19 protein-coding genes and 4 tRNA genes are annotated in these 24,472 nt (G+C 62.3%); 1 reads left to right on the forward strand and 22 read right to left on the reverse strand.

Annotated elements, in window-relative coordinates:
• Nucleotides 1–4 precede the first annotated feature (4 nt).
• The gene (locus tag APH42_RS11915; RefSeq protein ID WP_012271210.1) at nt 5–1,045 is read left to right on the forward strand and encodes an AraC family transcriptional regulator; all 1,041 of its coding nucleotides are present in this window, start codon (nt 5–7) and stop codon (nt 1,043–1,045) included.
• Between the two features lie 251 nt (nt 1,046–1,296).
• Here APH42_RS11915 and APH42_RS11920 read toward each other — a convergent pair whose 3' ends face one another.
• From APH42_RS11920 to asd, 22 genes are all read right to left on the reverse strand, one after another.
• On the reverse strand, nt 1,297–2,109 hold the full coding sequence (locus tag APH42_RS11920; RefSeq protein WP_012271209.1) for a DUF2242 domain-containing protein: 813 nt from the start codon (nt 2,107–2,109) through the stop codon (nt 1,297–1,299).
• A gap of 201 nt (nt 2,110–2,310) precedes the next feature.
• Nucleotides 2,311–2,387, reverse strand: a tRNA-Asp gene (locus APH42_RS11925).
• 141 nt (nt 2,388–2,528) lie between these two features.
• A tRNA-Asp gene (locus APH42_RS11930) sits at nt 2,529–2,605 on the reverse strand.
• Between the two features lie 99 nt (nt 2,606–2,704).
• Nucleotides 2,705–2,781, reverse strand: a tRNA-Asp gene (locus tag APH42_RS11935).
• A 65-nt stretch (nt 2,782–2,846) separates the two neighbouring features.
• A tRNA-Val gene (locus tag APH42_RS11940) sits at nt 2,847–2,922 on the reverse strand.
• Nucleotides 2,923–3,050: 128 nt separating this feature from the next.
• Complete coding sequence (locus APH42_RS11945; RefSeq protein ID WP_012271208.1) at nt 3,051–3,824, reverse strand: SDR family oxidoreductase; 774 nt, start codon at nt 3,822–3,824, stop codon at nt 3,051–3,053.
• Complete coding sequence (locus tag APH42_RS11950) at nt 3,821–5,032, reverse strand: O-succinylhomoserine sulfhydrylase (RefSeq protein WP_012271207.1); 1,212 nt, start codon at nt 5,030–5,032, stop codon at nt 3,821–3,823. The genes APH42_RS11945 and APH42_RS11950 overlap by 4 nt, the downstream gene beginning before the upstream one ends.
• A 16-nt stretch (nt 5,033–5,048) precedes the next feature.
• On the reverse strand, nt 5,049–6,554 hold the full coding sequence (gene purF / locus APH42_RS11955) for an amidophosphoribosyltransferase (protein WP_012271206.1): 1,506 nt from the start codon (nt 6,552–6,554) through the stop codon (nt 5,049–5,051).
• A gap of 42 nt (nt 6,555–6,596) precedes the next feature.
• Nucleotides 6,597–7,154, reverse strand: a complete 558-nt coding sequence (locus APH42_RS11960) for a CvpA family protein (protein ID WP_012271205.1) — start codon at nt 7,152–7,154, stop codon at nt 6,597–6,599.
• Nucleotides 7,155–7,345: 191 nt separating this feature from the next.
• Nucleotides 7,346–7,996, reverse strand: coding sequence for an SPOR domain-containing protein (locus tag APH42_RS11965; protein WP_012271204.1), 651 nt, complete (start codon nt 7,994–7,996; stop codon nt 7,346–7,348).
• Nucleotides 7,980–9,287, reverse strand: a complete 1,308-nt coding sequence (gene folC, locus APH42_RS11970; RefSeq protein WP_060493358.1) for a bifunctional tetrahydrofolate synthase/dihydrofolate synthase — start codon at nt 9,285–9,287, stop codon at nt 7,980–7,982. Before folC ends, APH42_RS11965 begins: the two co-directional genes overlap by 17 nt.
• Nucleotides 9,287–10,180 carry an acetyl-CoA carboxylase, carboxyltransferase subunit beta gene (accD, locus tag APH42_RS11975; protein WP_012271202.1) on the reverse strand — a complete coding sequence of 298 codons (894 nt, stop codon included), beginning with the start codon at nt 10,178–10,180 and terminating at the stop codon, nt 9,287–9,289. The genes folC and accD overlap by 1 nt, the downstream gene beginning before the upstream one ends.
• A 222-nt stretch (nt 10,181–10,402) precedes the next feature.
• Nucleotides 10,403–11,023 carry a phosphoribosylanthranilate isomerase gene (locus APH42_RS11980; protein ID WP_060493359.1) on the reverse strand — a complete coding sequence of 207 codons (621 nt, stop codon included), beginning with the start codon at nt 11,021–11,023 and terminating at the stop codon, nt 10,403–10,405.
• Nucleotides 11,024–11,084: 61 nt separating this feature from the next.
• Nucleotides 11,085–11,945 (reverse strand): tRNA pseudouridine(38-40) synthase TruA, encoded by an 861-nt coding sequence (gene truA, locus APH42_RS11985; protein WP_012271200.1) that lies wholly within the window; start codon nt 11,943–11,945, stop codon nt 11,085–11,087.
• Nucleotides 11,946–12,075: 130 nt separating this feature from the next.
• Nucleotides 12,076–14,775, reverse strand: coding sequence for a FimV/HubP family polar landmark protein (locus APH42_RS11990; RefSeq protein ID WP_060493360.1), 2,700 nt, complete (start codon nt 14,773–14,775; stop codon nt 12,076–12,078).
• 71 nt (nt 14,776–14,846) lie between these two features.
• Entirely contained in the window at nt 14,847–15,851 is a 1,005-nt protein-coding gene (locus APH42_RS11995; RefSeq protein ID WP_060493361.1) for an aspartate-semialdehyde dehydrogenase, read from the reverse strand.
• An 83-nt stretch (nt 15,852–15,934) separates the two neighbouring features.
• Nucleotides 15,935–17,407 (reverse strand): surface lipoprotein assembly modifier, encoded by a 1,473-nt coding sequence (locus tag APH42_RS12000; RefSeq protein WP_060493362.1) that lies wholly within the window; start codon nt 17,405–17,407, stop codon nt 15,935–15,937.
• 90 nt (nt 17,408–17,497) lie between these two features.
• Nucleotides 17,498–18,256 (reverse strand): Slam-dependent surface lipoprotein, encoded by a 759-nt coding sequence (locus tag APH42_RS12005; RefSeq protein WP_041166420.1) that lies wholly within the window; start codon nt 18,254–18,256, stop codon nt 17,498–17,500.
• An 87-nt stretch (nt 18,257–18,343) separates the two neighbouring features.
• Nucleotides 18,344–21,481: a TonB-dependent receptor domain-containing protein gene (locus APH42_RS12010; RefSeq protein ID WP_060493363.1), complete on the reverse strand. Its 3,138-nt coding sequence runs from the start codon at nt 21,479–21,481 to the stop codon at nt 18,344–18,346.
• A gap of 109 nt (nt 21,482–21,590) precedes the next feature.
• Nucleotides 21,591–22,589, reverse strand: coding sequence for a FecR domain-containing protein (locus APH42_RS12015; RefSeq protein ID WP_256217823.1), 999 nt, complete (start codon nt 22,587–22,589; stop codon nt 21,591–21,593).
• A gap of 60 nt (nt 22,590–22,649) precedes the next feature.
• Nucleotides 22,650–23,141, reverse strand: coding sequence for an RNA polymerase sigma factor (locus tag APH42_RS12020; RefSeq protein ID WP_012271193.1), 492 nt, complete (start codon nt 23,139–23,141; stop codon nt 22,650–22,652).
• Between the two features lie 210 nt (nt 23,142–23,351).
• Nucleotides 23,352–24,464, reverse strand: coding sequence for an aspartate-semialdehyde dehydrogenase (gene asd / locus APH42_RS12025; protein ID WP_012271192.1), 1,113 nt, complete (start codon nt 24,462–24,464; stop codon nt 23,352–23,354).
• Nucleotides 24,465–24,472 lie beyond the last annotated feature (8 nt).

The following is a 24,472-nucleotide window of genomic DNA, read 5'->3' on the forward strand; positions in this document are numbered from 1 at the left end:
GCCCATGGCCCGCCCCCGCGTACGCCTCGGCGACCTTTCAGTAGGCTTTGTCCAGCCGCTGACCGAAGCCCTGCGCGAGCGGGGTCATGACCCCGAGCCCCTGTTGCTGCGCTATGGCCTGGATGCCCCACGCCTTGCCGAAGCCGGCGCGCGCTTGTCGATCCCCCGCTACATGCACCTGGGCCACGCAGCCATCGAGCTGAGCGGCGAAGCCGCACTCGGCCTGCACATGGGGCGCTTGAGCCGCCTGGCACATGCCGGCCTGGCCGGAGTAACCGCCGCCCAGGCCCCCACCCTGGGCGAGGCGGCGCGCACGCTGCTGCGCTTCGAGCCCCTGTACGCGGCCAACTACCGTGGCCGTTCCAGCTTCGTGGAAGATGCCCAGGGCGCTTGGTTGCGCTTCTATTCCATCAGCCCCTACAACGCCTACAACCGCTTCGTGGTCGATTCACTGCTTGCCGGCTGGCTGGCGCAACTTGCCGACCTGGCCGGCATGGCGATACAGGCAGAACGCCTTAGCATCGAATTTTCCGCCCCCGCCTATGCTGCGCGCTATCAGGCGCTGTGCAGCACGCCAGTGCAATTCACGGCCGAAGCCAATCAACTGCGGCTAAGCCGCGCAACACTGCAACTAGCCAACCCCAGGCACTGCCCGAGCACCTGGCAGCACCTGCTGCAACTGTGCGAAGCAGAGTTGCTACAGCGCACACGGGTACGCAGCCTGGGCGAGCGCATCACCCATCTGCTGGGCCCGCTGCTCAATGGTGGCCGTGAACCGGACCTGGAAGAAGTGGCGCTGCACCTGCAGCTGCCAACCTGGACCTTGCGTCGCAAACTCGCCGAGGAAGGCACGCGGTTTCGCGACCTGCTCAACGAAACACGGCGCGACCTGGCAGAGACCTACATCCGTGACACGGAGCTGGCCTTTGGCGAGATTGCCTATCTGTTGGGGTTTGCTTCAGCCGAGGCCTTCCAGCGCGCGTTCAAGCGCTGGACGGGCCTCACGCCGGGGGAGTTCCGCCGCAGCCAGCGCCGGGCGGGTTAAAGCTCGGTGGCATCGTCGGCCGGTTCCGGGGTGTCCAGTTCATAAGCCTGGGTTTCGAGTAGTTCTTCCTGATATTCATCCATAGCCCTGCGTCCTCTTTGCTCATTTTGTCTTCGTGGGTATCGCCTTCAGCCTAAGCAGGTGGGATGAAGCGATGATGACAAGCGTATGAGTGATAAACGTAGCAGGTGTTCAGGAAGTTATCGCGGGGTGTCTGTAACAGGGGATGTGTACAGCCTGTACCGGCTTTATCAAAGGGAAGGCGGCACAGCCTCGGCAGGCTGTGCATCCTGCTGCACCTGAATCGGCGCAGCCTCCACGGGCGGTGCGACCGGCTGCGAACCCTGACTGTCATCCACCACCGGTGCCGCGACTGCCTCACTTGCCGGGGAAACAGCCGCAGGCGCGGGTGCAGCTTCCTGGGCAGGGGCAGGCGCCACTGGGTTCGCCGCAGCCTGCTCCGGCAATCCCAGGTCAACCGCCGGCTTTTCAACCTTCGGCACTGGTGCGTCGACCTTGGCCTTTTCGACCTTCTTCGGTTTGGGCAAATAGCTCTCCACCAAGGCGAAATAGCGGTCATAGAACTGCGCCGCAGTCACGGTCTCGCTGGCTACCTTGACCATCGAGTCGTCACTGGAGCCGATCGGCATCGACACCGACCCCAGCACGCCCACACCCAGGCTGGCGGAGGTATTGGACTTTTTCAGTGCATAACGGTCCTGCAGGGCGTTGGCGAACATGGTCGAGCGCTGTTCGTCGCTCACATCCGGCGCGCAGGTGACGTTGAAGCTGATCTGCAGGTGGTTCTCGCTGTTCTGCTGGAAGCTCTTGTTGCCCACCACCTGGTTGGCACCGCTGCTGGTAATGATGTACCCCTGGCTGAGCAAGGCACGCCTGGCCGCCTCGCAAGAGCCAGCATCGCTCACCGGAAAGCTGCGCGAGAACGTACCTGAGTCATCGAAGTTTTCGTGCTCATAGACGGCCGCTTTTTTCGAGGAACAACCGGTCACGCCCGCCAGCACCAGGGCCAGCCCGAGCGCACCAAAGACGGAAGATCTGGTCATTGCGAATTCCGGGTATGTCGAGAAGGTGCCTATTGTGCAACACAGCAGGCAGGCACAGGAACCGTTGGTCGGTGAAGAACCTGTCAGGTTGGTGTAAATCTGGGTAAAGGCAGGCAATTTACCAGGCGCCAGAACGAAAAAAGCGACCCGAAGGTCGCTTTGACGTTGCTTCAAGGCGTTCATGGGGCCTTGAGGCGAAGATGGCGCAGCGGACGGGACTCGAACCCGCGACCCCCGGCGTGACAGGCCGGTATTCTAACCGACTGAACTACCGCTGCGTATCATTCAGGCTTGCGCCCGATTGAAACCTGGGTCTACCCTTGCGCCGCAATGGCATCGGGGCAGGCACAAAAAAAGCGATAACGTGATCGCTTCTCTTGTGTTTGCTTCAAGGTGTTCTAGGGACCTTGAAACGAAGATGGCGCAGCGGACGGGACTCGAACCCGCGACCCCCGGCGTGACAGGCCGGTATTCTAACCGACTGAACTACCGCTGCGTATCGTTCAGGCTCGCGCCTGATTGAAACTGGGATCAGCCCAAGGCATTTGCCTTGTGGCTTCAGACCGGTGCCATGCACCCATCTGTTACTGAAAAATGGCGCAGCGGACGGGACTCGAACCCGCGACCCCCGGCGTGACAGGCCGGTATTCTAACCGACTGAACTACCGCTGCGCAGTGCGTTCCTCTCTGGCTATCGACTTCTTGCAAACCCGATGCTTTAGGAACATCTCAGGAAGTGGTGGGTGATGACGGGATCGAACCGCCGACCCTCTGCTTGTAAGGCAGATGCTCTCCCGGCTGAGCTAATCACCCTCGCGATGTTGCTTGTTGCGTTTGCTTCGCTGAGGCCGCGAAATTTACGCAGATGGCGGAGCTAAGTCAATAGCCCCATTGAATTTTTTTCAAAAAAGACAAAAGCGGCATAGGTTGGACGGGAAGCCTCAGGTGTAGATCATCTTGCGGGTCATGCCGCCATCGACCACGAACTCCTGGCCGGTGACGAACGCCGCCTGGCGCGACAACAGCCAGGCAACCATGGCCGCCACATCTTCCACCGTCCCTACCCTCCCCGTCGGGTGTTGGGCATGATCGGCCTCGGTCAACGGCTCGGCACGGCGCTGCGACGGGTCACGGGCATCGATCCAGCCCGGGCTCACCGCATTGACGCGAATCTCCGGGCCCAAGCTCATGGCCAGAGCATGGGTCAAAGCCACCAGGCCGCCCTTGCTTGCCGCGTAAGCTTCGGTGTCGGGCTCGGACTGCCGCGCCCGAGTAGACGTCAGGTTGACGATCGCCCCATTGTGCGCACGCAGGTACGGCGCACAATGCTTGGCCAGCAGCATCGGGCCGTTGAGGTTGACCGCCAACACCCGGTTCCATTGCGCCAGGCTCAGGCTTTCGAGGGTCTGGTTGTGCGGGTTGGCAATGGCCGCATTGCACACCAGCGCGTCCAGCCGACCGAACTGCCCGAGCACTTCGGACACCCCGGCACTGACCTGGGCCTCGTCGGCAACGTCCATGGTGATGAACCAGGCGTTGTCACCCAACGCCTTGGCCACCTTGGCGCCGCGCTTGCGGTCCAGGTCACTAAGCACCACCTGCCAACCTTCGCAGATCAACCAAGCGGCAATGCCCAGGCCGATGCCGCGCGCGGCACCGGTGACCAAGGCTACCCGGCCATTGTGGCCTGGGGTACTGCCGCTGATTTCGATCACAGTGCAGCCAGCCCGCGCGCCAGGTCGGCTTGCAGGTCGGCCACGTCTTCCAGGCCTACGGCAACACGGATCAGGCTGTCGCGGATACCCGCAGCTTCACGCTCCTGCGGCGACAGGCGACCATGGGAGGTAGTGGCCGGGTGCGCGATGGTAGTTTTGCTGTCACCCAGGTTGGTGGTGATGGAAATCACCCGGGTGGCATCGATGAAGCGCCAGGCACCCTCTTTACCGCCTTTGACTTCAAAGCTGACCACCGCACCAAAACCGCTCATCTGGCGCTTGGCCAGTTCGTGCTGCGGGTGGCTCGGCAGGCCTGCGTAATGCACCTTTTCCACGCCTTCCTGCTGCTCCAGCCATTCGGCCAGGGCCTGGGCGCTTTCGCAGTGCGCACGCATGCGCAGGCGCAACGTTTCCAGGCCCTTGGTGAAGATCCAGGCGTTGAACGGGCTGAGCGTCGGGCCTGCGGTACGCAGGAAACCGACCACTTCTTTCATCTGCTCGGCACGGCCGGCGACCACACCGCCCATGCAGCGGCCCTGGCCGTCGATGAACTTGGTGGCCGAGTGGAACACGATATCGGCACCCAGTTTCAGCGGCTGCTGCAGCGCCGGGGTGCTGAAGCAGTTGTCCACTACCAGCATGGCGCCATGGGCATGAGCGATTTCACTGAGCGCGGTGATATCGACCAGCTCGGCCAGCGGGTTGGACGGCGATTCGACGATCAGCAGCTTGGTGTTGGCCTTGATGGCCTTCTCCCAGCCATTGAGGTCGACCAGTGGCACGTAGTCCACTTGTACGCCAAAGCGCTTGAAGTACTTCTCGAACAGGCTGATGGTGGAGCCAAACACGCTCTGCGACACCAGTACATGGTCACCGGCGCTGCACAGCGACATGACCACGGCCAGGATTGCCGCCATACCGGTGGACGTACCCACGGCCTGCTCCGCGCCTTCCATTGCAGCCAGGCGCTCCTCGAAGGCACGCACTGAGGGGTTGGTGTAGCGCGAGTAGACGTTGCCCGGCGTTTCGCCGGCAAAGCGCGCAGCAGCATCAGCCGCTGTGCGGAACACATAGCTGGAGGTCAGGAACAGCGCTTCGCTGTGTTCGCCTTCCGGTGTACGGTTTTGACCGGCGCGCACCGCCAGGGTGTCGAAACCGACACCCTCGAGGTCACTGTCCAGTCGCCCGGCATCCCATTGATCCGTCATGCCGTCGCTCCCAAAATCAGTTGTTGTAGAGGTCGATGATCGCGCTGACGGCCTGGTTCTTGACCTTGGCCAGGTCATTACGGGCCTGCTCGATACGCTCGAGGTAGGCTTCGTCGATATCGCCGGTGACGTACTCACCGTTGAACACCGCGCAATCGAAATGATCGATCTTGATCTTGCCGCCACCGACCGAGTCGATCAGGTCTGGCAGATCCTGATAGATCAGCCAATCGGCGCCGATCAACTCGGCCACCTGTTCGGTGGTACGGTTGTGGGCGATCAGTTCGTGAACACTCGGCATGTCGATGCCGTAGACGTTGGGGTAGCGTACTGCAGGGGCTGCGGAGCAGAAGTAGACATTTTTGGCGCCGGCTTCGCGGGCCATCTGGATGATCTGCTTGCAGGTGGTGCCGCGCACGATCGAGTCGTCCACCAGCATCACGTTCTTGCCACGGAATTCCAGCTCGATGGCGTTGAGCTTCTGGCGCACTGACTTTTTGCGCGCGGCCTGGCCGGGCATGATGAAGGTACGGCCGATGTAACGGTTCTTGACGAAACCTTCGCGGAACTTGACGCCCAGGCGGTTGGCCAGTTCCAGCGCAGCAGTGCGGCTGGTATCCGGGATCGGGATGACCACGTCGATATCATGCTCAGGGCGCTCGCGCATGATCTTGTCAGCCAGTTTTTCACCCATGCGCAGACGGGCCTTGTACACCGAGATACCGTCGATGATCGAGTCCGGGCGGGCCAGGTAGACGTGCTCGAAGATGCACGGCTGCAACTTCGGCGCTTCGGCGCATTGCTTGGTGAACAGCTGGCCTTCTTCGGTGATGTACACCGCTTCGCCCGGCGCCAGGTCGCGGATCAGGGTAAAGCCGAGCACGTCCAGGGCCACGCTTTCCGAGGCGATCATGTATTCCACGCCTTCATCGGTATGACGCTGGCCGAACACCACCGGGCGGATGCCGTGGGGGTCGCGGAAGCCGACGATGCCGTAGCCGGTGATCATCGCCACCACGGCGTAACCGCCGACGCAGCGGCTGTGTACATGGGAAACCGCCGCGAACACGTCTTCTTCGGTTGGCTGCAACTTGCCACGCACCGCCAACTCATGGGCGAACACGTTCAGCAGCACTTCCGAGTCGGAGTTGGTGTTGACGTGGCGCAGGTCGGACTCGTAGATCTCCTTGGCCAACTGCTCGACATTGGTCAGGTTGCCGTTGTGGGCCAGGGTGATGCCGTACGGCGAGTTGACGTAGAACGGCTGGGCCTCGGCCGAGGTCGAGCTGCCCGCCGTCGGGTAGCGCACGTGGCCGATACCGATGCTGCCCACCAGGCGCTGCATGTGGCGCTGCTGGAACACGTCGCGCACCAGGCCATTATCCTTGCGCAGGAACAACCGGCCGTCATGGCTGGTCACGATACCGGCAGCGTCCTGGCCGCGGTGCTGGAGGACCGTAAGCGCGTCATACAGCGCCTGATTGACGTTCGACTTACCGACGATACCGACGATGCCACACATGCGACGCAACCCCTACTTTGACGAAACTTGAGTGAATAGCGCTCAGGGCTTGGACGGCCCGAGCAACTGTTCCTTGAACGGAAGATCAGCGGGAGCGCTGATCAACCCACTGGGCGACCACTGACCGGTGAAACCCAGAATCAGGTTTTTCGACCAATCGGCGACCAAGAGAAATTGTGGTATCAGGCGTGATTCCTGCCACCAGGTGTCCTGTTGAACCGGCCCCAGGCTGATCAGGCCTATGGCCACCACTACCAGCAAGGCCCCGCGCGCGGCACCGAAGGCCATGCCCAGGAAACGATCGGTGCCGGACAGCCCGGTCACGCGGATCAGTTCGCCGACGAGGAAGTTGACCATGGCCCCCACCAGCAAGGTGGCGACGAAAAGAATGGCGCAGCCAGCGATGACGCGCATCGATGGCGTCTGGATATAGCTCTCAAGATACACCGAGAGCGAACCGCCGAACATCCAGGCAACCGCACCGGCAATGATCCAGATGAGCAAGGACAAGGCCTCTTTGACGAAGCCGCGCTTGAGACTGATCAGTGTGGAGACGGCGATGATCGCAATGATCGCCCAATCAACCAAGGTAAATGCCACGGTGCTGCCTGCAGACGTTTGAGGCGGCGCATTTTACCAGAGCAGAGGGCTGGGAGTAAGCGGAATGTCGGGGATTAGCGCCACCTGGGTGTGGGAGCGGCCTTGTGTCGCGAAAGGGCCGCAAAGCGGCCCCAGCAGTTCTGGCTGTACTGCAGAGATCTTAGGGGCCGCGCAGAAGCCTACGGCCTGAATTAGCTGCGTTCTGGCTGGAACCTCACCACAAAGCCCTTGAGGCTGTTCTGGCGATTGATCGCATCACGCACGCGCTCGGCTTCGGCCCGCTCGATCAACGGCCCGACATACACCCGGTTCATGCCACCCGCCGAGCGGATATAAGCGTTGTAACCCTGGCTACGCAGCGTTTGTTGAAGTTTTTCGGCACCGGCACGGTTTGACAGGCTGGCCAGCTGGATCGACCAGCTGACTGGCAGACCATTGACGTCGATCTTCGAAGGCGCTGCCGGCGCTGGGGCTGCAGCGGGCTTGGCCTCGACCTTTGGCGCTGGCGCGGGCGCTTGCGGCTTGGGCGGTTGAACCTGTGCCTGAGTCTGTGGTGACGGGGTAATGGGCTGGCTGGGCGTGCTCGCCGGCGCAGTGGCTTCATCGATCACCACCGGCGCCTGCTGAGGCGCCTCCGGGATCACCTGCGGTTGCGGCACGGCAACCGGCTCCACCTTCACTTCCGGCAGGCTGGGCATGGCCGGTGCCTGCGGGGTTTCGACGTGCACCTGGCGCATCTCGTCCTCGCGGCTGAACAGCATCGGCAGGAAGATCACCGCCAGCGCCACCAGCACCAGCGCACCGACCATGCGCTGCTTCATCCCTTTATCCAGCACTGCCATCTACTCCACCCTCCTGGGCATGCCGCTCCAGCCATTCCAGCGCCTGGGCGACACAGAAAAACGAACCGAACAGCAGGATCTGGTCATCCGCCGTCGCCTGCGCGCATTGCCCTTCAAGGGCGGCGTCGACGCTGGCATAAGACTTCACTGCGGCGCCATGGTTCGTCAAGGCCGTGGCCAGTTCCGCAGCCGGGCGGCTGCGCGGGGTGTCCAGCGGCGCCACTGCCCATTCGTCGACCAGGCCCTGCAGCGGCGCGATAACGCCGTCCAGGTCCTTGTCGGCGAGCAAGCCGAACACCGCGAAACGGCGCCCATTCAGCGGACGGGCCGCCAGGCGGCGGGCCAGGTACTGCGCCGCATGCGGGTTATGCCCGACATCCAGCAACAGCTCAACTGGCTTGCCCTGCCAGTTCAGCTGGCGGCGGTCGAGACGCCCGGTGATACGGGTATCCAGCAATGCCTGGCGAACCTGCGCCGCATCCCACGGCAGCCCCATCAACAGGTAAGCCTGCAACGCCAACGCGGCGTTTTCCATGGGCAGGTCGAGTAAAGGCAGGTCACTCAGCGCTACCTGCGCACCATTGGCCGCGGTACCACGCCAGCTCCAGCTGCCATCGGCGCTGGCCAGGTCGAAATCACGACCGCGCAGGAACAGTGGCGCGGCCAGTTCGCCAGCCTTGTCCAGCAACGGCCGTGGCGGGTCCAGGTCGCCGCACAGGGCCGGCTTGCCGGGGCGGAAGATGCCGGCCTTCTCGAAGGCCACAAGCTCGCGGGTATCGCCCAGGTAATCGACATGGTCGACGCCGATGCTGGTCACCAGGGCCAGGTCGGCGTCCACCACGTTCACGGTGTCCAGCCGGCCACCAAGGCCCACTTCCAGCACCACGGCATCCAGCTGCGACTGGTAGAACAACCAGAACGCGGCCAGCGTACCCATCTCGAAGTAGGTGAGGGAAATATCGCCCCGCGCCGCCTCAACGGCGGCGAAGGCTTCGCACAAGCGCTCATCGCTGGCTTCTTGGCCCTCGATCAGCACCCGCTCGTTGTAACGCAACAGGTGCGGCGAGCTGTACACGCCGACCTTGAGGCCCTGGGCACGCAGCAACGAAGCCACGAAGGCGCAGGTCGAACCTTTGCCGTTTGTGCCTGTTACCGTCACCACGCGTGGCGCCAGCTTGCCCAGCGCCAGCCGGGCAAGCACCTTCTGCGACCGCTCCAGGCCCATGTCGATGGCCGAGGGGTGCAACTGCTCGAGGTAGGCGAGCCATTCGCCCAGGGATCGTTGTTTCATCACGCGACGGCAGCCGCCTCACGCGCTTGCTCCGGGGTGTCCTGGCCGGTCATCTGCGCCAGCAGGCGGGCCAGACGCGGGCGCAACTCGCCACGGGAGATGATCAGGTCGATGGCACCGTGCTCCAGCAGGAACTCGCTGCGCTGGAAGCCTTCTGGCAGCTTCTCGCGGACGGTCTGTTCGATCACGCGCGGGCCGGCGAAGCCGATCAGCGCCTTTGGCTCACCGACGATGACATCGCCGAGCATTGCCAGGCTGGCAGAGACACCACCGTACACCGGGTCGGTCAGCACCGAGATGAACGGGATGCCTTCTTCGCGCAGGCGTGCCAGCACGGCCGAGGTCTTGGCCATCTGCATCAGCGAGATCAACGCCTCCTGCATGCGCGCACCGCCCGAAGCGGAGAAGCAGACCATCGGGCAGCGATGTTCCAGGGCGTAGTTGGCCGCGCGCACGAAACGTTCGCCGACGATGGCGCCCATGGACCCGCCCATGAACGAGAACTCGAAGGCGCTGACCACGATCGGCATGCCCATCAAGGTGCCACTCATGGAGATCAGCGCGTCTTTTTCGCCGGTCTGTTTCTGGGCGCCGGTCAGGCGGTCCTTGTACTTCTTGCCGTCACGGAACTTCAAGCGGTCGACCGGCTCCAGGTCGGCACCCAGTTCGGCACGGCCTTCGGCGTCGAGGAAGATGTCGATGCGCGCACGTGCGCCGATGCGCATGTGGTGGTTGCACTTGGGGCAGACATCCAGGGTCTTTTCCAGCTCCGGACGATACAGCACGGCCTCGCAGGACGGGCACTTGTGCCACAGCCCCTCAGGCACCGAGCTCTTCTTCACCTCGGAACGCATGATCGAAGGGATCAGTTTGTCGACTAACCAGTTGCTCATGCTTTCTTTCTCCAGTATTGGCAGGCGGGGGTCGGTGTCGCCGGCCCTGCCCTGCCCTTGAGCTCAAAATCTTTTACAAAACGATGGTGGACCGGCCGCCGGGGCTTCCAGCGCGCCACTCCACCGCTAATGTGTTTTCTTGCCGCCATAAGCGCTGGCGGCGGCCCCGCAGGGCTGCGAAAGCTATGGACGATGGCGCGCAGCCAGCCGTCACATCTGCCATCACGCCTGCTTCACCGCTCGCATGAACGCCTCGATCTTCGCCGCGTCCTTGATGCCCTTGGCCTGTTCGACGCCGCCACTGACATCCACCGCATAAGGCCGTACCTGGGCAATGGCCTGGCCAACGTTATCGGCTGACAGCCCGCCCGCCAGAATGATCGGCTTGCTCAGGTGCGCCGGTACCAGTGACCAGTCGAACGCTTCACCGGTTCCCCCAGGCACGCCCGCCACGTAGGTATCCAGCAGAATACCGCGGGCACCTGCGTACTGCTTACAGGCCGCCTCCAGGTCGTCGCCAGGGCGCACACGCAGGGCCTTGATCCAGGGGCGCTGGTAGCCTTCGCAGTCCTGCGGGGTTTCGTCGCCGTGGAACTGTAGCAGGTCCAGCGGAACCACTTCGAGGATCTCGTTCAGCTCGCAGCGCGAGGCATTGACGAACAACCCGACCGTGGTCACGAACGGCGGCAGCTCGGCGATGATCGCCCGCGCCTGGCGCACGTCCACCGCCCTCGGGCTTTTGGCATAGAAGACGAAGCCGATGGCATCGGCACCCGCTTCGGCGGCGGCCAGCGCATCTTCGATGCGGGTAATCCCGCAGATCTTGCTGCGAACATAGCTCATGGAACGCGAACCCTGGTTATTGCGGCGAAAGGCCGGATGTTAGCAAATGGCTTTTCGCCCGTCAGTCTGCCAACGCCTCGTAACCGCTCAAAAAGTGTGGGCCGATGTAACGCTTGGGCAGCGCAAATTCCTCGGGGTACTCCACCTGCACCAGATAAAGCCCGTACGGGTGGGCGGTTACCCCACCTTCGCGGCGGTTACGCCCTTCGAGCACCTCGCGCGCCCAGGTGACTGGGCGCTCACCGGCGCCAATGGCCATCAGCACACCGGCAATGTTGCGCACCATGTGATGCAGAAAAGCGGTGGCACGCACGTCCAGCACGATCATCTGGCCATGACGGGTAACGCGCAGGTGGTAGATGTGCTTGATCGGTGACTTGGCCTGGCACTGGCTGGCGCGGAAGGCGCTGAAGTCGTGGGTGCCGAGCAGAAACTGCGCGGCCTCGGCCATGCGCTCGACGTCCAGCGGACGGTGGTTCCAGGTCACTTCCTCGGCCAGGTGCGCCGGGCGGATCGGGTCGTTGTAGATGACATAGCGGTAGCGCCGGGCGCAGGCCTTGAAGCGGGCATGGAAGTCGGCCGGCATTGGCTGCGACCAGACCACGCTGATGTCGTGCGGCAGGTTGAAGTTGGTGCCCATGGTCCAGGCACGCTCGTCACGCACGGCACGGGTGTCGAAGTGCACGATCTGCCCGCAGCCATGGACCCCGGCGTCGGTACGCCCGGCGCAAATCACCGAAATCGGCTCGTTGGCAACCTTGGACAGGGCTTGTTCCAGGGCCTGCTGGACACTCGGTACACCGCTGGCCTGGCGCTGCCAGCCGCGGTAGCGCGCGCCCTTGTATTCCACGCCCAGGGCGATACGGGAGAAGCCTTCGGCCGCGGATTCGGCGGTAGCGGTGTCGATGATGTCCAAGCGCATGAAACCTGTGGGTGTACGGAATGGCGGGGATTATAACGACAACGGCAGCCGTGTAGGGCTGCCGTTGGATATGCACTGCGTTTGAGGGCCTCTTCGCGGGCTTGCCGCGAAGAGGCCGGCGCAGTCAACCTCAGACCAGGCGAGAGAGCATGTCCTCGGCTTCCTGGCGCTGGCTGTCGTCGCCATCCTTGACCACTTCGTCGAGGATGTCGCGCGCACCCTGGCTGTCGCCCATGTCGATATAGGCACGGGCCAGATCGAGTTTGGTAGCCACTTCGTCACTGCCGGAGAAGAAGTCGAAGTCCAGGTCGTCCAAAGGCTCGGGCTCGGGCTGCGCAACCGCGTCCTCGCGGGTGAAGTGCGGCTCCAGCGATGGCGATTCGAGGCTCTGCGACAGCTTGTCCAGCTCGGCGTTGACGTCGTCCAGCTCCGAGGCAAAGCGCTTGGCTGCGGGCGAGTCGTCTTCCAGCGACAGGGACAAGTCGAAGTCCGACGGCATATCGAACTCGGACACTGGGTCAAATGCCGGCTCGCTGTCGAAGGCGGCCAGTTCGGCGGCGACATCAACCGGTTCTTGCGCCAGCGCGTCAGGAGCAGCTGGGGCAACCGGCTCGCTGATATCGAGGTCGAAATCAGACAGGTCCACGGCAGATTGTGGCTCAGCCTGAGCCAGCATGGCCTCGAAATCAGCGTCGGCGCTGTCTTGCAGCTCGGCATCCACGGCGAACGGCTGTTCTTCTGGCTGAGCGTCTTCCAGCTCTGGCTCATCCAGCACAGGCTCGGCGATGACCAACTCGTCGGGCACAGGCTCCTGGGCCATCGGCTCATCCAGCAACGGCGCTGCCAGCGGGTCTTCCTCGGGCAGGTCTTCACCCAGGCTCAGGTCGAATGCGCTGTCCAGATCCTGCTCATCCAGGCCCGAAGCATCGAGTGTCGGCACGTCATCGAAGGCCTCCAGCTCTGCTTCAGGCTCTGCTTGCGCGACAACCTCGGGTTCGGCCTCCACTTGTGGCTCGAACTCAGGCACCTCGTCAGGCACCACATCCGCAACCACCGGGGCCTCGGGCTCGTCGTGCAGCAGCTCCTGCACGTACTGTTCATCCATCTCGGCAGCCAGCGCCGCCGCACCCAGGCCGGCAGCAGCCAGGCCGAGCATGGCAGGATAACGCTCTTTCAGCCCGGCGACTTCGGCAACGTTCTGCTCGCCGGCCGACAGCTGGCGCTCCTGCTCGGCGAACGCGCTCTGGTCACCCTGGCGAGCGTACACATCCATCAGCTTCAGACGCAGGTCGTCACGCTCCGGCGCTGCGGCCACAGCGGGCTCCAGCAGGTCGGCGGCGCGATTCAGACGGCCTTCGGCCAGGCACTGATCGACTTCTGCAAGCAGTGCGGCGTGCGGGTCTGCTTGTGGTTCAAGCTCGGGCTCTGCCTCGGCAACGGGTGCCGACACTTTTTCCGCAGCGACAGCGGCGGCGGCGGAAGCTGCGACCACAGCCGGCGACAGGGTCACGCTCGGTTCCGAGACTTCGACGCCATCGAGGCTCTCGGTATCGCTGTCGAAGCCTGTGCCCTGCTCTTCTTCCAGCGCACGCGCCATGCGCAGGTGCTTTTCAGCTTCTTGCTGGGCCTTGCGCTTGCGAGCCAGCAGCAATAGCAGAAGCAGCAGCACCAGGAACGCGCTACCGGCGATCAGCCACAGCAACAGCGGGTTGCCCATGATTTCGTCGACAACACCTTGCGACTGGGCGGCAGGCGCCGGCTTGGGCACGCTCGCCGCCGCAGGGGCCGAGGCCGGTGCAGCAGCCGCTGGGGCCGGCGTGGCTGCGCCTTGGGCTTCAAGGCGGGCCAACTGGTTGTTCTTCAGCTCGATAAGACGCTGCAGCTTGTCCAGCTGGCTCTGCAGGTCGCTCATGCGGCTCTTGAGTTCTTCATTGTCGCGGCGGCTGGTGTCAAGGCTTTCCTGGGCCACCGCCAGCTTGTCATTCAACGCCTTGGCCTGGCCGGCACCGGCCTGGTTGCCCGGGCTGACCAGGCGCAGGTTGTCGCCTTGGGCGATACGCGACGGCGCGGCCTCGGCAGCGCCACGGCGGGTGGCATCCAACTGGCGCGCACGCGGCCCCAGGCGGCGGCCTTCTCGCCAGGCGGCATATTGTTCGGCCACCTCGCTGTTCGCCTCGGCCTGCGCAATGTTCTGGATCTGCTGCTGGTCGGGCAGGCGCAGCACCTGGCCAACCTTCAACTGGTTGATGTTGTTGCCAATGAAGGCGTCCGGGTTCAACGCCTGGATCGCGATCATGGTCTGCTGGATAGAGCCACCCTGGGTGTTGCGCGCGGCAATTTGCCACAAGGTGTCGCGGCGCTGGGTGGTGTAACTGCTGGCACCGGTTGTAGCCGGCGTGACATTGCCCGCCGCCGGTTTGTCGCCCTGGGCCTTGGCCTGGTCGAGCAACACGCTGTAGTCACGCAGCAGGCGGCCCTGCGGCCACATCACCTGGACCAGAAACTTGACCACTGGCCCTGGCAGCGGCTGGCTGGAAGTCACCCGCAGCACGCTCTTGCCGTTGGGGTTGATCACCGGTGTGAAGGTCAGGTCTTCGAGGTAGGTCGGAAATGCCACCCCGGCCTTGCTGAACTCTTCCGGTGGCGCCAGGCTCGGCGCCACTTCGGCGGCTTTGAGGTCGCGCACGTCGAGCAATTCGATCTCGGCGTCCAACGGCTGATTCTGTGCCGACTTCAGGGTCAGCTCCCCCAGGCCCAGCGCATTCGCCATGCCAGACGACAGCGCGGATGCTGCAGCCATGGCCAGAACCAGTTTGCGAATTCGAAGCATGACCTCTTCCTTTGTATGAATCGTCCCGAAACCTGCATGCGGAGCAGGACAAAAGTGCTCGCCAGTATCTTTTACGGCATGTGTTTAATCAACAATTGCGCCACTTGCACGGCATTGAGTGCGGCGCCTTTGCGCACGTTGTCGGTGGTCAGCCAGAGGTTGAGCTGCTGGTCTTCATCAACACCGTGACGTACACGACCAACATAGACCACGTCTTGGCCCACTGCGTCACCTACCGGGGTCGGATAATCATCACGCTCCACCAGCTCAACACTTTCGGCGCTCTCCAGGGCCTGATTGACCGCTTCCAGGTCAACCGGGCGACGGCTCTGCACGGCCACACTGAAGCTATCGCCGAAAAACACCGGGACTTGAACACAGCTTACGGAAATCTTCAGTTCAGGCAGCCCCAGCAGCACGCGCAGCTCGCTGACCAGCCGGCGCTCCAGTGCCGTATGGCCCTGTTCATCGGCAGCACCGACCTGGGCCAGCAGGTTGAACGCTACCTGGCGGTCGAAGAAGCGCGGCTCCAGCGGCCGGGCGTTGAGCAGTTCGGCGGTTTGCCGGGCCAGTTCGCTGACCGCTTCACGGCCTTGCGCAGACACCGCCAGCGCGGCCATCACCTGTACCCGCTCGATGTCCAGCAGGCCCTTGAGCGGCGCCAGCGCGACCGCCAGGGCAACCGCCGCCGAGCACGGGCTGACAATACGCGCCGGCAGGGCCAGGCCCGTCAGGCGTTGCGCGTTGGCTTCAGGCACCAGGGCCAGGCCACCGTCCAGCTCACCGGACAGGTCGATGACCGTGCAGCCCGCCTGCAGCGCCTTGCCGGCAAAGCTGCGGCTGACGGCGGCGCCAGTGGCGAAGAAAGCCAGTTTTACCTGGGCGAAATCGAAGCTGTCGACCTCGCGCACCTTCAGCTTCTTGCCGGCGAACATCACGCTGCTGCCTGCCGACTCCATACTGGCCAGCAGGTGCAGGGTGGCGACCGGGAACGCCAGTTCTTCGAGCACCTGTACCAGGGTTTCACCGACGCTGCCGGTGGCGCCGACGACGGCGATATCGAATGTAGGGTTCATGATGCGGTCTGCCTCTGGCGAAACGGGAGCGGCACTTTACTCGCATTGCCCGATCGAGGCCAACGCCGTCGCTAGGCTGGCAGTCAGAACTGCTTCTCCAGCTTGAGGCTGACGCTGTTGCGCTCCCAGCTGTACAGCCAGTCGACGTTGCTGTTCACCTTGTTGTACTTGAAGGTCAGGCTGGGTACCAGATCGTGGAAGGCCAGGCCCGGTGCACGCACGATAAAGGTATAGCCCTGCTCCTCTTCATGACGCCGGTCATCGAGCAAGGCACTGTAGGCGTCGTACTGGCGGGTGCGCCAGGAGGCGAACAGCACAGTGCTCAGGCCGATGCCGAAGTCCTTGGCAACGCCCAGGCGCAGGCCCCTCTGGAAGTAGGCTTCGGTAGCATCGCGGGTGTTGCGGTCGGTGAGGTCGAAGCCGCCGAACAGCACCCACTGCTGTGGCAGGGCTTGCCACAAAGTGGCGTACACGGAGGCTGCGCTGCCGTCATAGGTGTCCGCGGCCTGGCGGCGGTAGGCCATGTCCTTGTATTCGCCTTCCAGCTTGAGCATGCGCGTGGCCGAAAGGTTGTGCATCCATTCACCGCGCAGGCCCCAGGCTGAGTACATCGGGTCACTGCCAATGCGGTTGTATTCGAACTGTGGGCCCAGGCTGTACTGGTTGCGCCCGTCCTGATAGCTGTAGCCGGTGTTACCGATGAAAGTGTCTTCGTTGTACTTGCTCTCTTTGTCGTAAGCCTGCCCGTAGGCGAGCGCCCGGCCGAATACGCCATGGTGGCCGGACAGCGCTACGCGCTTGTTCAGTGTGGCTTCGTAGTCGATGCCTTGTGCCGACACTGCCTTGGGCATCTTGCGCTCGACCAGGTACACCCCGTCACTGGTTTCCAGGCGGTAGTGGGTGGTGCTTTCCGAGGACTGGTTGAGGTTGTCGTTCCAGGTCGGGCCGATGGCAAGCGAGCCTTGCCAGCTTTCGCGGTGGTCCAGCGCCTCGATGAAACTGTCGACGGTATTGCCCAGGCCCTGGTTGCGCGCATCGGCTGGGCCCAGGCTTTGGCTGATCTGACGGAAAGCCTCAGCCGACTCGCGGTCCTTGCGGTTTTCGAACAGCACCCGGGCCAGTTCGAGCTGGCCGGGGAGAAAGTCGCCCTGCAACGTCAGCAACTGGCGGTAGTGCGCCTCGGCTTGCTCCAAGTCGCCACGCGAGCGAGCCAATGCGCCATCGGCGTAGGCCAGCAGCATCCGGTCGTGGCCTGACAGCGCGACGTAGCGGGCGCGGAATGCGGTCACAGCCGCCCATTGCTGGCGCTGCACCGAAACATAAAGGGCACGGCCCAGGTCATCAAGGTTGTTCTCTACCCGGTACGTCTGGCCATCGATGACCAGCGTCGTGCCAGCGATTTCGTCCTTGAGCAGCTCTCGCTCCTGACGGTTGGCGCGGTATTCAATGCTCTGGTTCAGGCGCAGGTTGGTGTCCTGGTCGGCCAAAGCAGTGAGAGGGAAAGAAAGCGGGAGGGACAGCAACAAGACGTAATGCAGGCGTGAAGGCTGGGGCATTGCTTGGCTCTCGGGGGCCTTGAAATAGCTGCAATCAGGGCCGCAAGGCGGCCCTGATGCACTTAACTGACCAGCATCAAGCGGGTCGGCTTACTTCTTCACACCACCGAACGCGGTGTCGTAGTTACGGTTTTCGAACTTGGCGATACCGGCCAGGGAAGCGGCAGCGCCCGCGCCGAAGAAACTGCCCTGAGTGGTGCCCTTGGACAACTGCGCGTTGTTGGTCGGGTTGAGTGCCAGGGCCGCGCCAGAGAAGGCAGCGGTCGATTTGTCGATGTTGGCCGCCAACTGGACTTTCAGTGCACCGTTAGCCAGGTTACCGGTCAGGGTCGGGGCAGCAGCGCCGAAGCTCGCAGTCAGGTCACCCGACAACAGGTTGCCACCGGAGTAGTTGCTGATGCCCTGGACGGCATAGGAAACGTTGGTGGTCGGCAGCACGCGCCCCGTGGTATCACCGGAGTAGTAGACGACGCGGGTCGGGTCATTGTTGGTACCGTTCTGCGACCATTCGCCGAAGTAGACTTGCTGGGTGGAAACCTGCTTGAAGTCAAAGTTACCCAGGGTAGCGTGCGATGGCGGCATCATGGCTGTAGTGATAGTGGTCACACCATGGGTATCAGCCGCGACCATGCCCTTGAGGCCGCTGAACGCAACTTTCGTACCGTTGTAGAAAGCCGACACACCCACGGCAGGCGCGCCCGCTTCACCGGGATGATTGGTAGAGTTGCCTTGGGCGCCACCCACTACGATGGCGCCTGTGTAGCTCTGCCCCGAGGCGGTGTCAGCCTGCGCAACACCAGCCAGACCCAGGAGTGCAACTGCAAGTACGGAAACATTGAACGCTTTCATTTCATAATCCATTGATAAGTTAATAGTATCCAACACACAAGCACGTCCGACGTTCGGCGCCGTTCACCCGTCCATAATCAATTCACCTCAGAAGTTTGCTGTTAAACCGATTTTCAGTGTTCGGCCTGGTGCGGGCATGGCCGACCGGGTCAAAGGGTCCAAATAATAGAGATTGGTAAGGTTGGTGCCGACCAACTCGACACTCACGTCGTCGGTGAGCTTGTAGTTGACATACGCGTCATAGGTCACAATGTCATCCCAGGACAATGGCGTATTCAGGTAGTAACTAACCATGGGATTACCGCTGTAGTTACTGTGAAACTTGCTGTCATGTCCCTTGTAGTAAATGACACGCCCACCCACTTCCAGGCGACGGTCAAGGAAACGTGCGCCCAACCCAAGGTTGGCGGACCATTCAGGCATTGCCATACCCACCAGGTAACCACCGATAAAGCCGTCATCCACGCAGTTCGGGGTAGCGCCGGTGGCGTCCAGTTGCATCGCCGAGTTTTCATCGCACACTTCATTCTTGAGCACATGCGCCACGCTCAAGTCAGTGAAAAAACCGCCATTATCGTATCGGCCTTGTAACTCAACGCCTGCGGTAGTTTGTTTCTCTATATTGGAGAACACCAACTGCGGGCTACGCTCGATGACGTCATTGGTCGTGTTGTGATAATACGTTAGCTTTACATCCGCCTGCTCACTGCCCCACCAACCACTCAGGTTATGGATATAGGCGACTTCATAGTTATGCGCATGTTCAGGCTTCAAGTCCCATGGCGTCAGCGAAGCCGAGAAACCAACGGTACTTTCGAACATGCTTGGGTAACGGATCGCTTCGCTGTAACGAAGGTAAAATCGGCCGTTCTCCGACGTGTAGAATGTGGCGGACAGGTTGGGCACCCACCCCTGATCCTTGCGGTGCCGCGCAGAGGTATCGACTGCCTGATTGACCAGATTACCCTCACTGTCGACAGCATCTGCAGCACCGCTGTACAGGGCAGCGCTGCATGTCACTATTTCCTCGCCAGCGGCTGCAGCCGCGATGCACGGGTTGTTACTACGCTGATACTTTCCCTTGCCGTCATGCGCCCAGTGTTTTTTCTGGTCCACATCGAGAACGTACGGCGTACTCGCTTCAATAGATGCCTTATCAGCCTGCCGTTCGGCTTCGCTATAGCCGAACATGTCCCAGAACATTTGTGCGAATTGAAGTTTTTCATCCACAACTGCGCGCCACTCCTCCTGCGACAGCTGTTTACGCGTGGTATACCAGAGCTCTTTACCGCTTGGGACAACCTGAGTACTCACGCCCGTGTCACGCTGCTGACGCTTGAGAAAATCATCGAACGACCAGTACGAGGAGTAGCGCCCACCCGCTGTGAAGCGTGCAAAGGAAACGGGCTGCCAATCGAAGTTGAAGTTGTATTCCTGCTCTTCGCGACGCCCGGCCCTGGGAAACAGACGCGTTGCCGAGAACGTGGTCGGGTCATAGATGCTGTCGCCCGAACTTAGCTTTTCATGCTGGTAGCTCCCGCCCAACGTCAAATCCAGGCTGTCGAGCAACTTCAACTTGTTGCTGACCGTGAGCCCGGCCCGGTCATGCTTGGCATTGGCCACAGCGGTATTACGAAACTCGCGATTCTGCGCCGTGGTTTCGTTGGGAACGCCACCCGAACTGTAGGTATCGCTGACGGTCCGGGTCATCCACAAGTTCGAGTAGAAGTCGACCCAGCGGTTGTCTTCTGGGTTGAGCTTGTACTCCACGTTATAGGCCTTGCTGTCTACATGGCTCAGCGGCCACTGTGGCACGCCGTAGGTCGCGGCATCATAGGTACTCCCCGGCGTGAAAAATGAAATACGCGAGGGCAGGATCTCGCCATACAACGAGTCAGTGGCACGGTAGCCAAATTCCAGGCTCTGGCCCTCGTCGATCTTCCAGGTAGCCTTGGCCAGCCACGACTCCATCTTGCTGGAACTGTTCGGTACTTCATCGCCAGGCTTGTAGATGCGCGCCAGATTGGGCACGTAGTCCCACTTGCCATCCACCAACTCGCCACTGGCGTAGTAACTGCTCTTTTTCTTGCCCGCGTAGTGGTTGCCCTTTTCCCGGTAGGCGTAGGCGCCCATCAGGTCGAAATGCTCCTGGCGCGTACCCAGTGCCAACCGATAGGCCTTGTCGTCGCTCGACAGCAGGTCGTTGCTGCTACTGGTGCGCGGGTGCTTGTACAGCGACGGGTCGTAGTACGAATTGATCGGAATGTACTGGTAATCCGCACCGGGCATCTGCCCGGTCATCAGTGTGGGCAGCTTCGGGGATACCGAATTGTTACTGCCCTCGATCTTGAACTCGCCGCCGAATGCTTCGCCCTCCTTGAGGATGTCATCGACGCTCAGGGTATTGGCCACCACCGCGCCGCCGACACCGCTGTAGACATTGCGTTCCAGGTTCGGCCCCTTGATTACCTTGATCGAACCGATCAGGTTGGGGTCGATGTAGTTGCGGTTGTTGGCCCCCATGTAGCCGCGGTACACGGTCAGCGCCTGCTCGGTGCCGTCGATGGTCAGCGGCACCCGCCCAGGGCCCTGGATGCCACGTACGTTCGGGTCCAGCGCACCGCTGTTGCGGGCGTCGCCGCTGTAGACGTTGAGCATGCCCTTGAACACGTCGGCGGGGGCGGCGCCCTTGTAGCGCTCGATCTGCTCCTTGCCGGCGTAGACGGTGGAAATGTCCTGGTCGTAGATGTCGCTGTAGCCCTTCTCGTCCCGCGAGCGGCCGTCACGCTGGCCGTACACGTAGGTCGGGTGAAGGTCATCGGTGCCAGCGCTGGTGGCCGATTGCAGATGGATCACCGGGCGGTCGGGCCCGCCACTCAGGCTGAAGCTGATCGGCAAACCACTCAGCAATTGCTTGAGCGCACCTTCCAGAGAGAAACGGCCCTGTACCGGGTTGGCGTACAGGCCATTGAAGGCCTCGCCGGTCAGGTAAAGCTCGGCGCCCGCCTGGCGTGCCAGCTGCAACATGGCCTCTTCAAGTGCCCCGCCCTTCACATCGAATTGATGGTACTGGCCGGCCTGGCTGCGTGCGTCGCCAGCCGGGTCGGTGGCGGCCATGGCAGGCAGTACCGGCGTGGCGCCGCAGCAGGCCAACAGTGCCAGCTGAATCCCCAGGCTCAGCGTTCCACGTTGAGGGGCAAAACGCCCTGAAGCTCCCTTTGACATCGTTTCCAAGCACCCTAGCTAAAGACAAATAAGAGTTATTTGCATTCAGTAACGTGCGAAGCTGGAAAACACAGTAGAGCGATATGATCTATTAAATGGTTTTTTTAGATCAGTAAATCAGCATTAGACCTGGAAGCTCCAGCACCCGGGCATGTGCCTGCCTGGCCAACTGCCTCAGGGAGTCATCGACGTGGTCGACCCGTGCCACGGCATTCACCGGCAGGCGCCGCAGCGCATCGCCGCGCACCAGCGTCAACCCTGCGCGATAACGGCCTAACTGCTCGACTGCCTGGGCCAGGGTCTGCTGGCGCAGCACCACCCTGCCCTCCTGCCAGCTGGCCAGTTCCTCCGGGGATTGCTCCAGTGGCTTGAGCCCGGCATGTGGGCCGAAATACAGACTGTCGCCTTGCTGCAGCACGGCAGATGCCGAAGCATCGTCCAGGCCATGGGAAACCAGGTTGATTTCAACGCTGTGCTGCAGCACGCCCACCCAGCCAGAGCGGTCATCCTTGTCGACCGCGACCAGATAACGAGTGCCACGAGCGGTGATGGTTGCCCCTGGCGTGCTGACAGTGAAGGGTCGTGGCTCCGCTTCGCCAACGGGTGAAGGGCTGAAGACTGCCTCGCCGTGCTTGAGGCGCACCATACGTCGCTGGCCGTCATACGCGATGCTGAGAATGCTGCGGCTGCCCAGCACAAGCTGGCTACCATCGCCCAATGTGACATGGCGCACTTCGCCATAGCCGGTCTGGTAGTCGGCGCCCAGGCCCTGCACCCAGAATGGCGGCGCCAGCCACAACCAACAGGCCATCGCGAATCCGCTGAGTACGCCACCACTGGCCCATGGCCGTTGCCATATAGCCTGTAGCCAGCCCAGCGGCCCGGCGGCGCGAGCTGGACGCGGTGGCCGCACATACCCCTGACGCAGCGCCGCACTGGCTTGCCAGGCGCGGTCGAGGCGCTGGGCGACGGCAGCATGCCGGGGGTCGGCTTCCAGCCAACGCCGATAGGCCGCTTGCTCGGCGGGACCGAGGCGACCTTGACGGTGTTTCATGACCCAATCGGCGGCCTTGCGCTCGATCGGGTCAACAGGTTCTGAGGGGTTCACGGTGCGGTGTTTGCTGCCTGTTGGTGTTTTTCTGGTAGCCCGGCCAGGTCAGCGCCTGGTCTAGTGATCAGGCTCAAGCCCTCGGCCGATCCTGGCCAGGGCACTGGCCAGGTGTTTTTGTACGGAACTTGTGGAAATTCGTAAATACTCGGCAGCCTCTTTGTGCGTCATGCCCTCCACCCGGCACAGCAGGAACACGTTGCGGGTGCGCTCGGGCAGCAACTCCAGGGTTGCGTGCAGGCGCTCAAGCTCTAATGCGCCCAGGGCCTGGTCCTCTGGCGAACTGGCTTCATCGATCAGGCCGTCGAAGATACTGGCCGGCTCGGCCTCGTAGCGCTTGCTGCCATAGCGCCGATGATGGTCGATCATCAGGTTGTGGGCAACGCGGAACAGGTAGGCCGGGGTCGCGAGCAGCCGCTCTACTCCATCCATCTGTGCCAGGCGCAGGAACGTTTCCTGGACGATGTCCGCTGCCAGGCTGGGCGTGCAGTTCTTGCGCAGCAGGTAGCGGTGCAAGGCGGTGGCATGTTCGTTGAAGAGTTGTTCCAGCACGTCAGCACTTTCCTATGCTCAGGCAAACTGGGGAGGCCGATTATAATGAGAATATTTCTCGTTAAGCCAGGCATTTTGCCACTCCAGGACGCCGCTGTTACAAAACAAAAAAAGCCTGGCAGAAGGCGATTTTTGTAGGAGCCGCGCCGCATGCTGGTAATAAAAAACCCGCGCTGTCACCAGCGCGGGTTTTTAGTCAAAGCAGAGCGATCAACGCTCCAGCAGAATCCGCAGCATGCGGCGCAGCGGTTCGGCGGCGCCCCACAGCAGCTGGTCACCCACGGTGAACGCGCCCAGGTACTGCGAACCCATGTTCAGCTTGCGCAGGCGGCCAACCGGGATGTTCAGGGTGCCGGTGACCTTGGTTGGGGTCAGTTCCTGCATGCTGATTTCACGCTGGTTAGGCACCAGCTTCACCCATGGGTTGTGCTGGCTGATCATGCCTTCGATGTCGGCGATCGGCACGTCTTTGTTCAATTTGATGGTCAGCGCCTGGCTGTGGCAACGCATGGCGCCGATTCGCACGCAGATGCCATCGACCGGGATCGGGCTCTTGAAACGACCGAGAATTTTGTTGGTCTCGGCCTGTGCCTTCCACTCTTCGCGGCTCTGGCCGTTCGGTAGTTCCTTGTCGATCCACGGGATCAGGCTGCCAGCCAGCGGCACGCCGAAGTTTTCGGTCGGGAACGCTTCGCTGCGCATGGCCTCGGCAACCTTGCGGTCGATGTCGAGGATGGCGCTGGCCGGGTTGGCCAGGTCTTCGGCAACGGCGGCATGGGTGGCGCCCATCTGCTTGATCAGCTCGCGCATGTTCTGCGCGCCGGCACCCGAGGCCGCCTGGTAGGTCATGGCGCTCATCCACTCGACCAGCCCGGCTTCGAACAGGCCGCCCAGGCCCATCAGCATCAGGCTGACGGTGCAGTTGCCGCCGATGTAGTTCTTGGTACCGGCGTCCAGCTGCTGGTCGATGACCTTGCGGTTGACCGGGTCGAGGACGATCACGGCGTCATCCTGCATACGCAGGGACGAAGCGGCGTCGATCCAGTACCCCTGCCAGCCGGCTTCACGCAGCTTGGGGAAGACCTCGTTGGTGTAGTCGCCGCCCTGGCAGGTCAGGATCACGTCGAGGGTCTTGAGTTCTTCAATCGAATAAGCGTCCTTCAGTGGCGCTGTATCCTTGCCCACGTTCGGGCCCTGGCCGCCAACATTGGAGGTAGTGAAGAACACCGGCTCGATAAGGTCGAAGTCCTGCTCCTCCAGCATCCGCTGCATGAGCACGGAACCGACCATACCGCGCCAACCGATCAGACCTACACGTTTCATCGCAACTA

This window comes from Pseudomonas sp. NBRC 111140 (assembly GCF_001320885.1).
Taxonomy (GTDB): domain Bacteria; phylum Pseudomonadota; class Gammaproteobacteria; order Pseudomonadales; family Pseudomonadaceae; genus Aquipseudomonas; species Aquipseudomonas putida_P.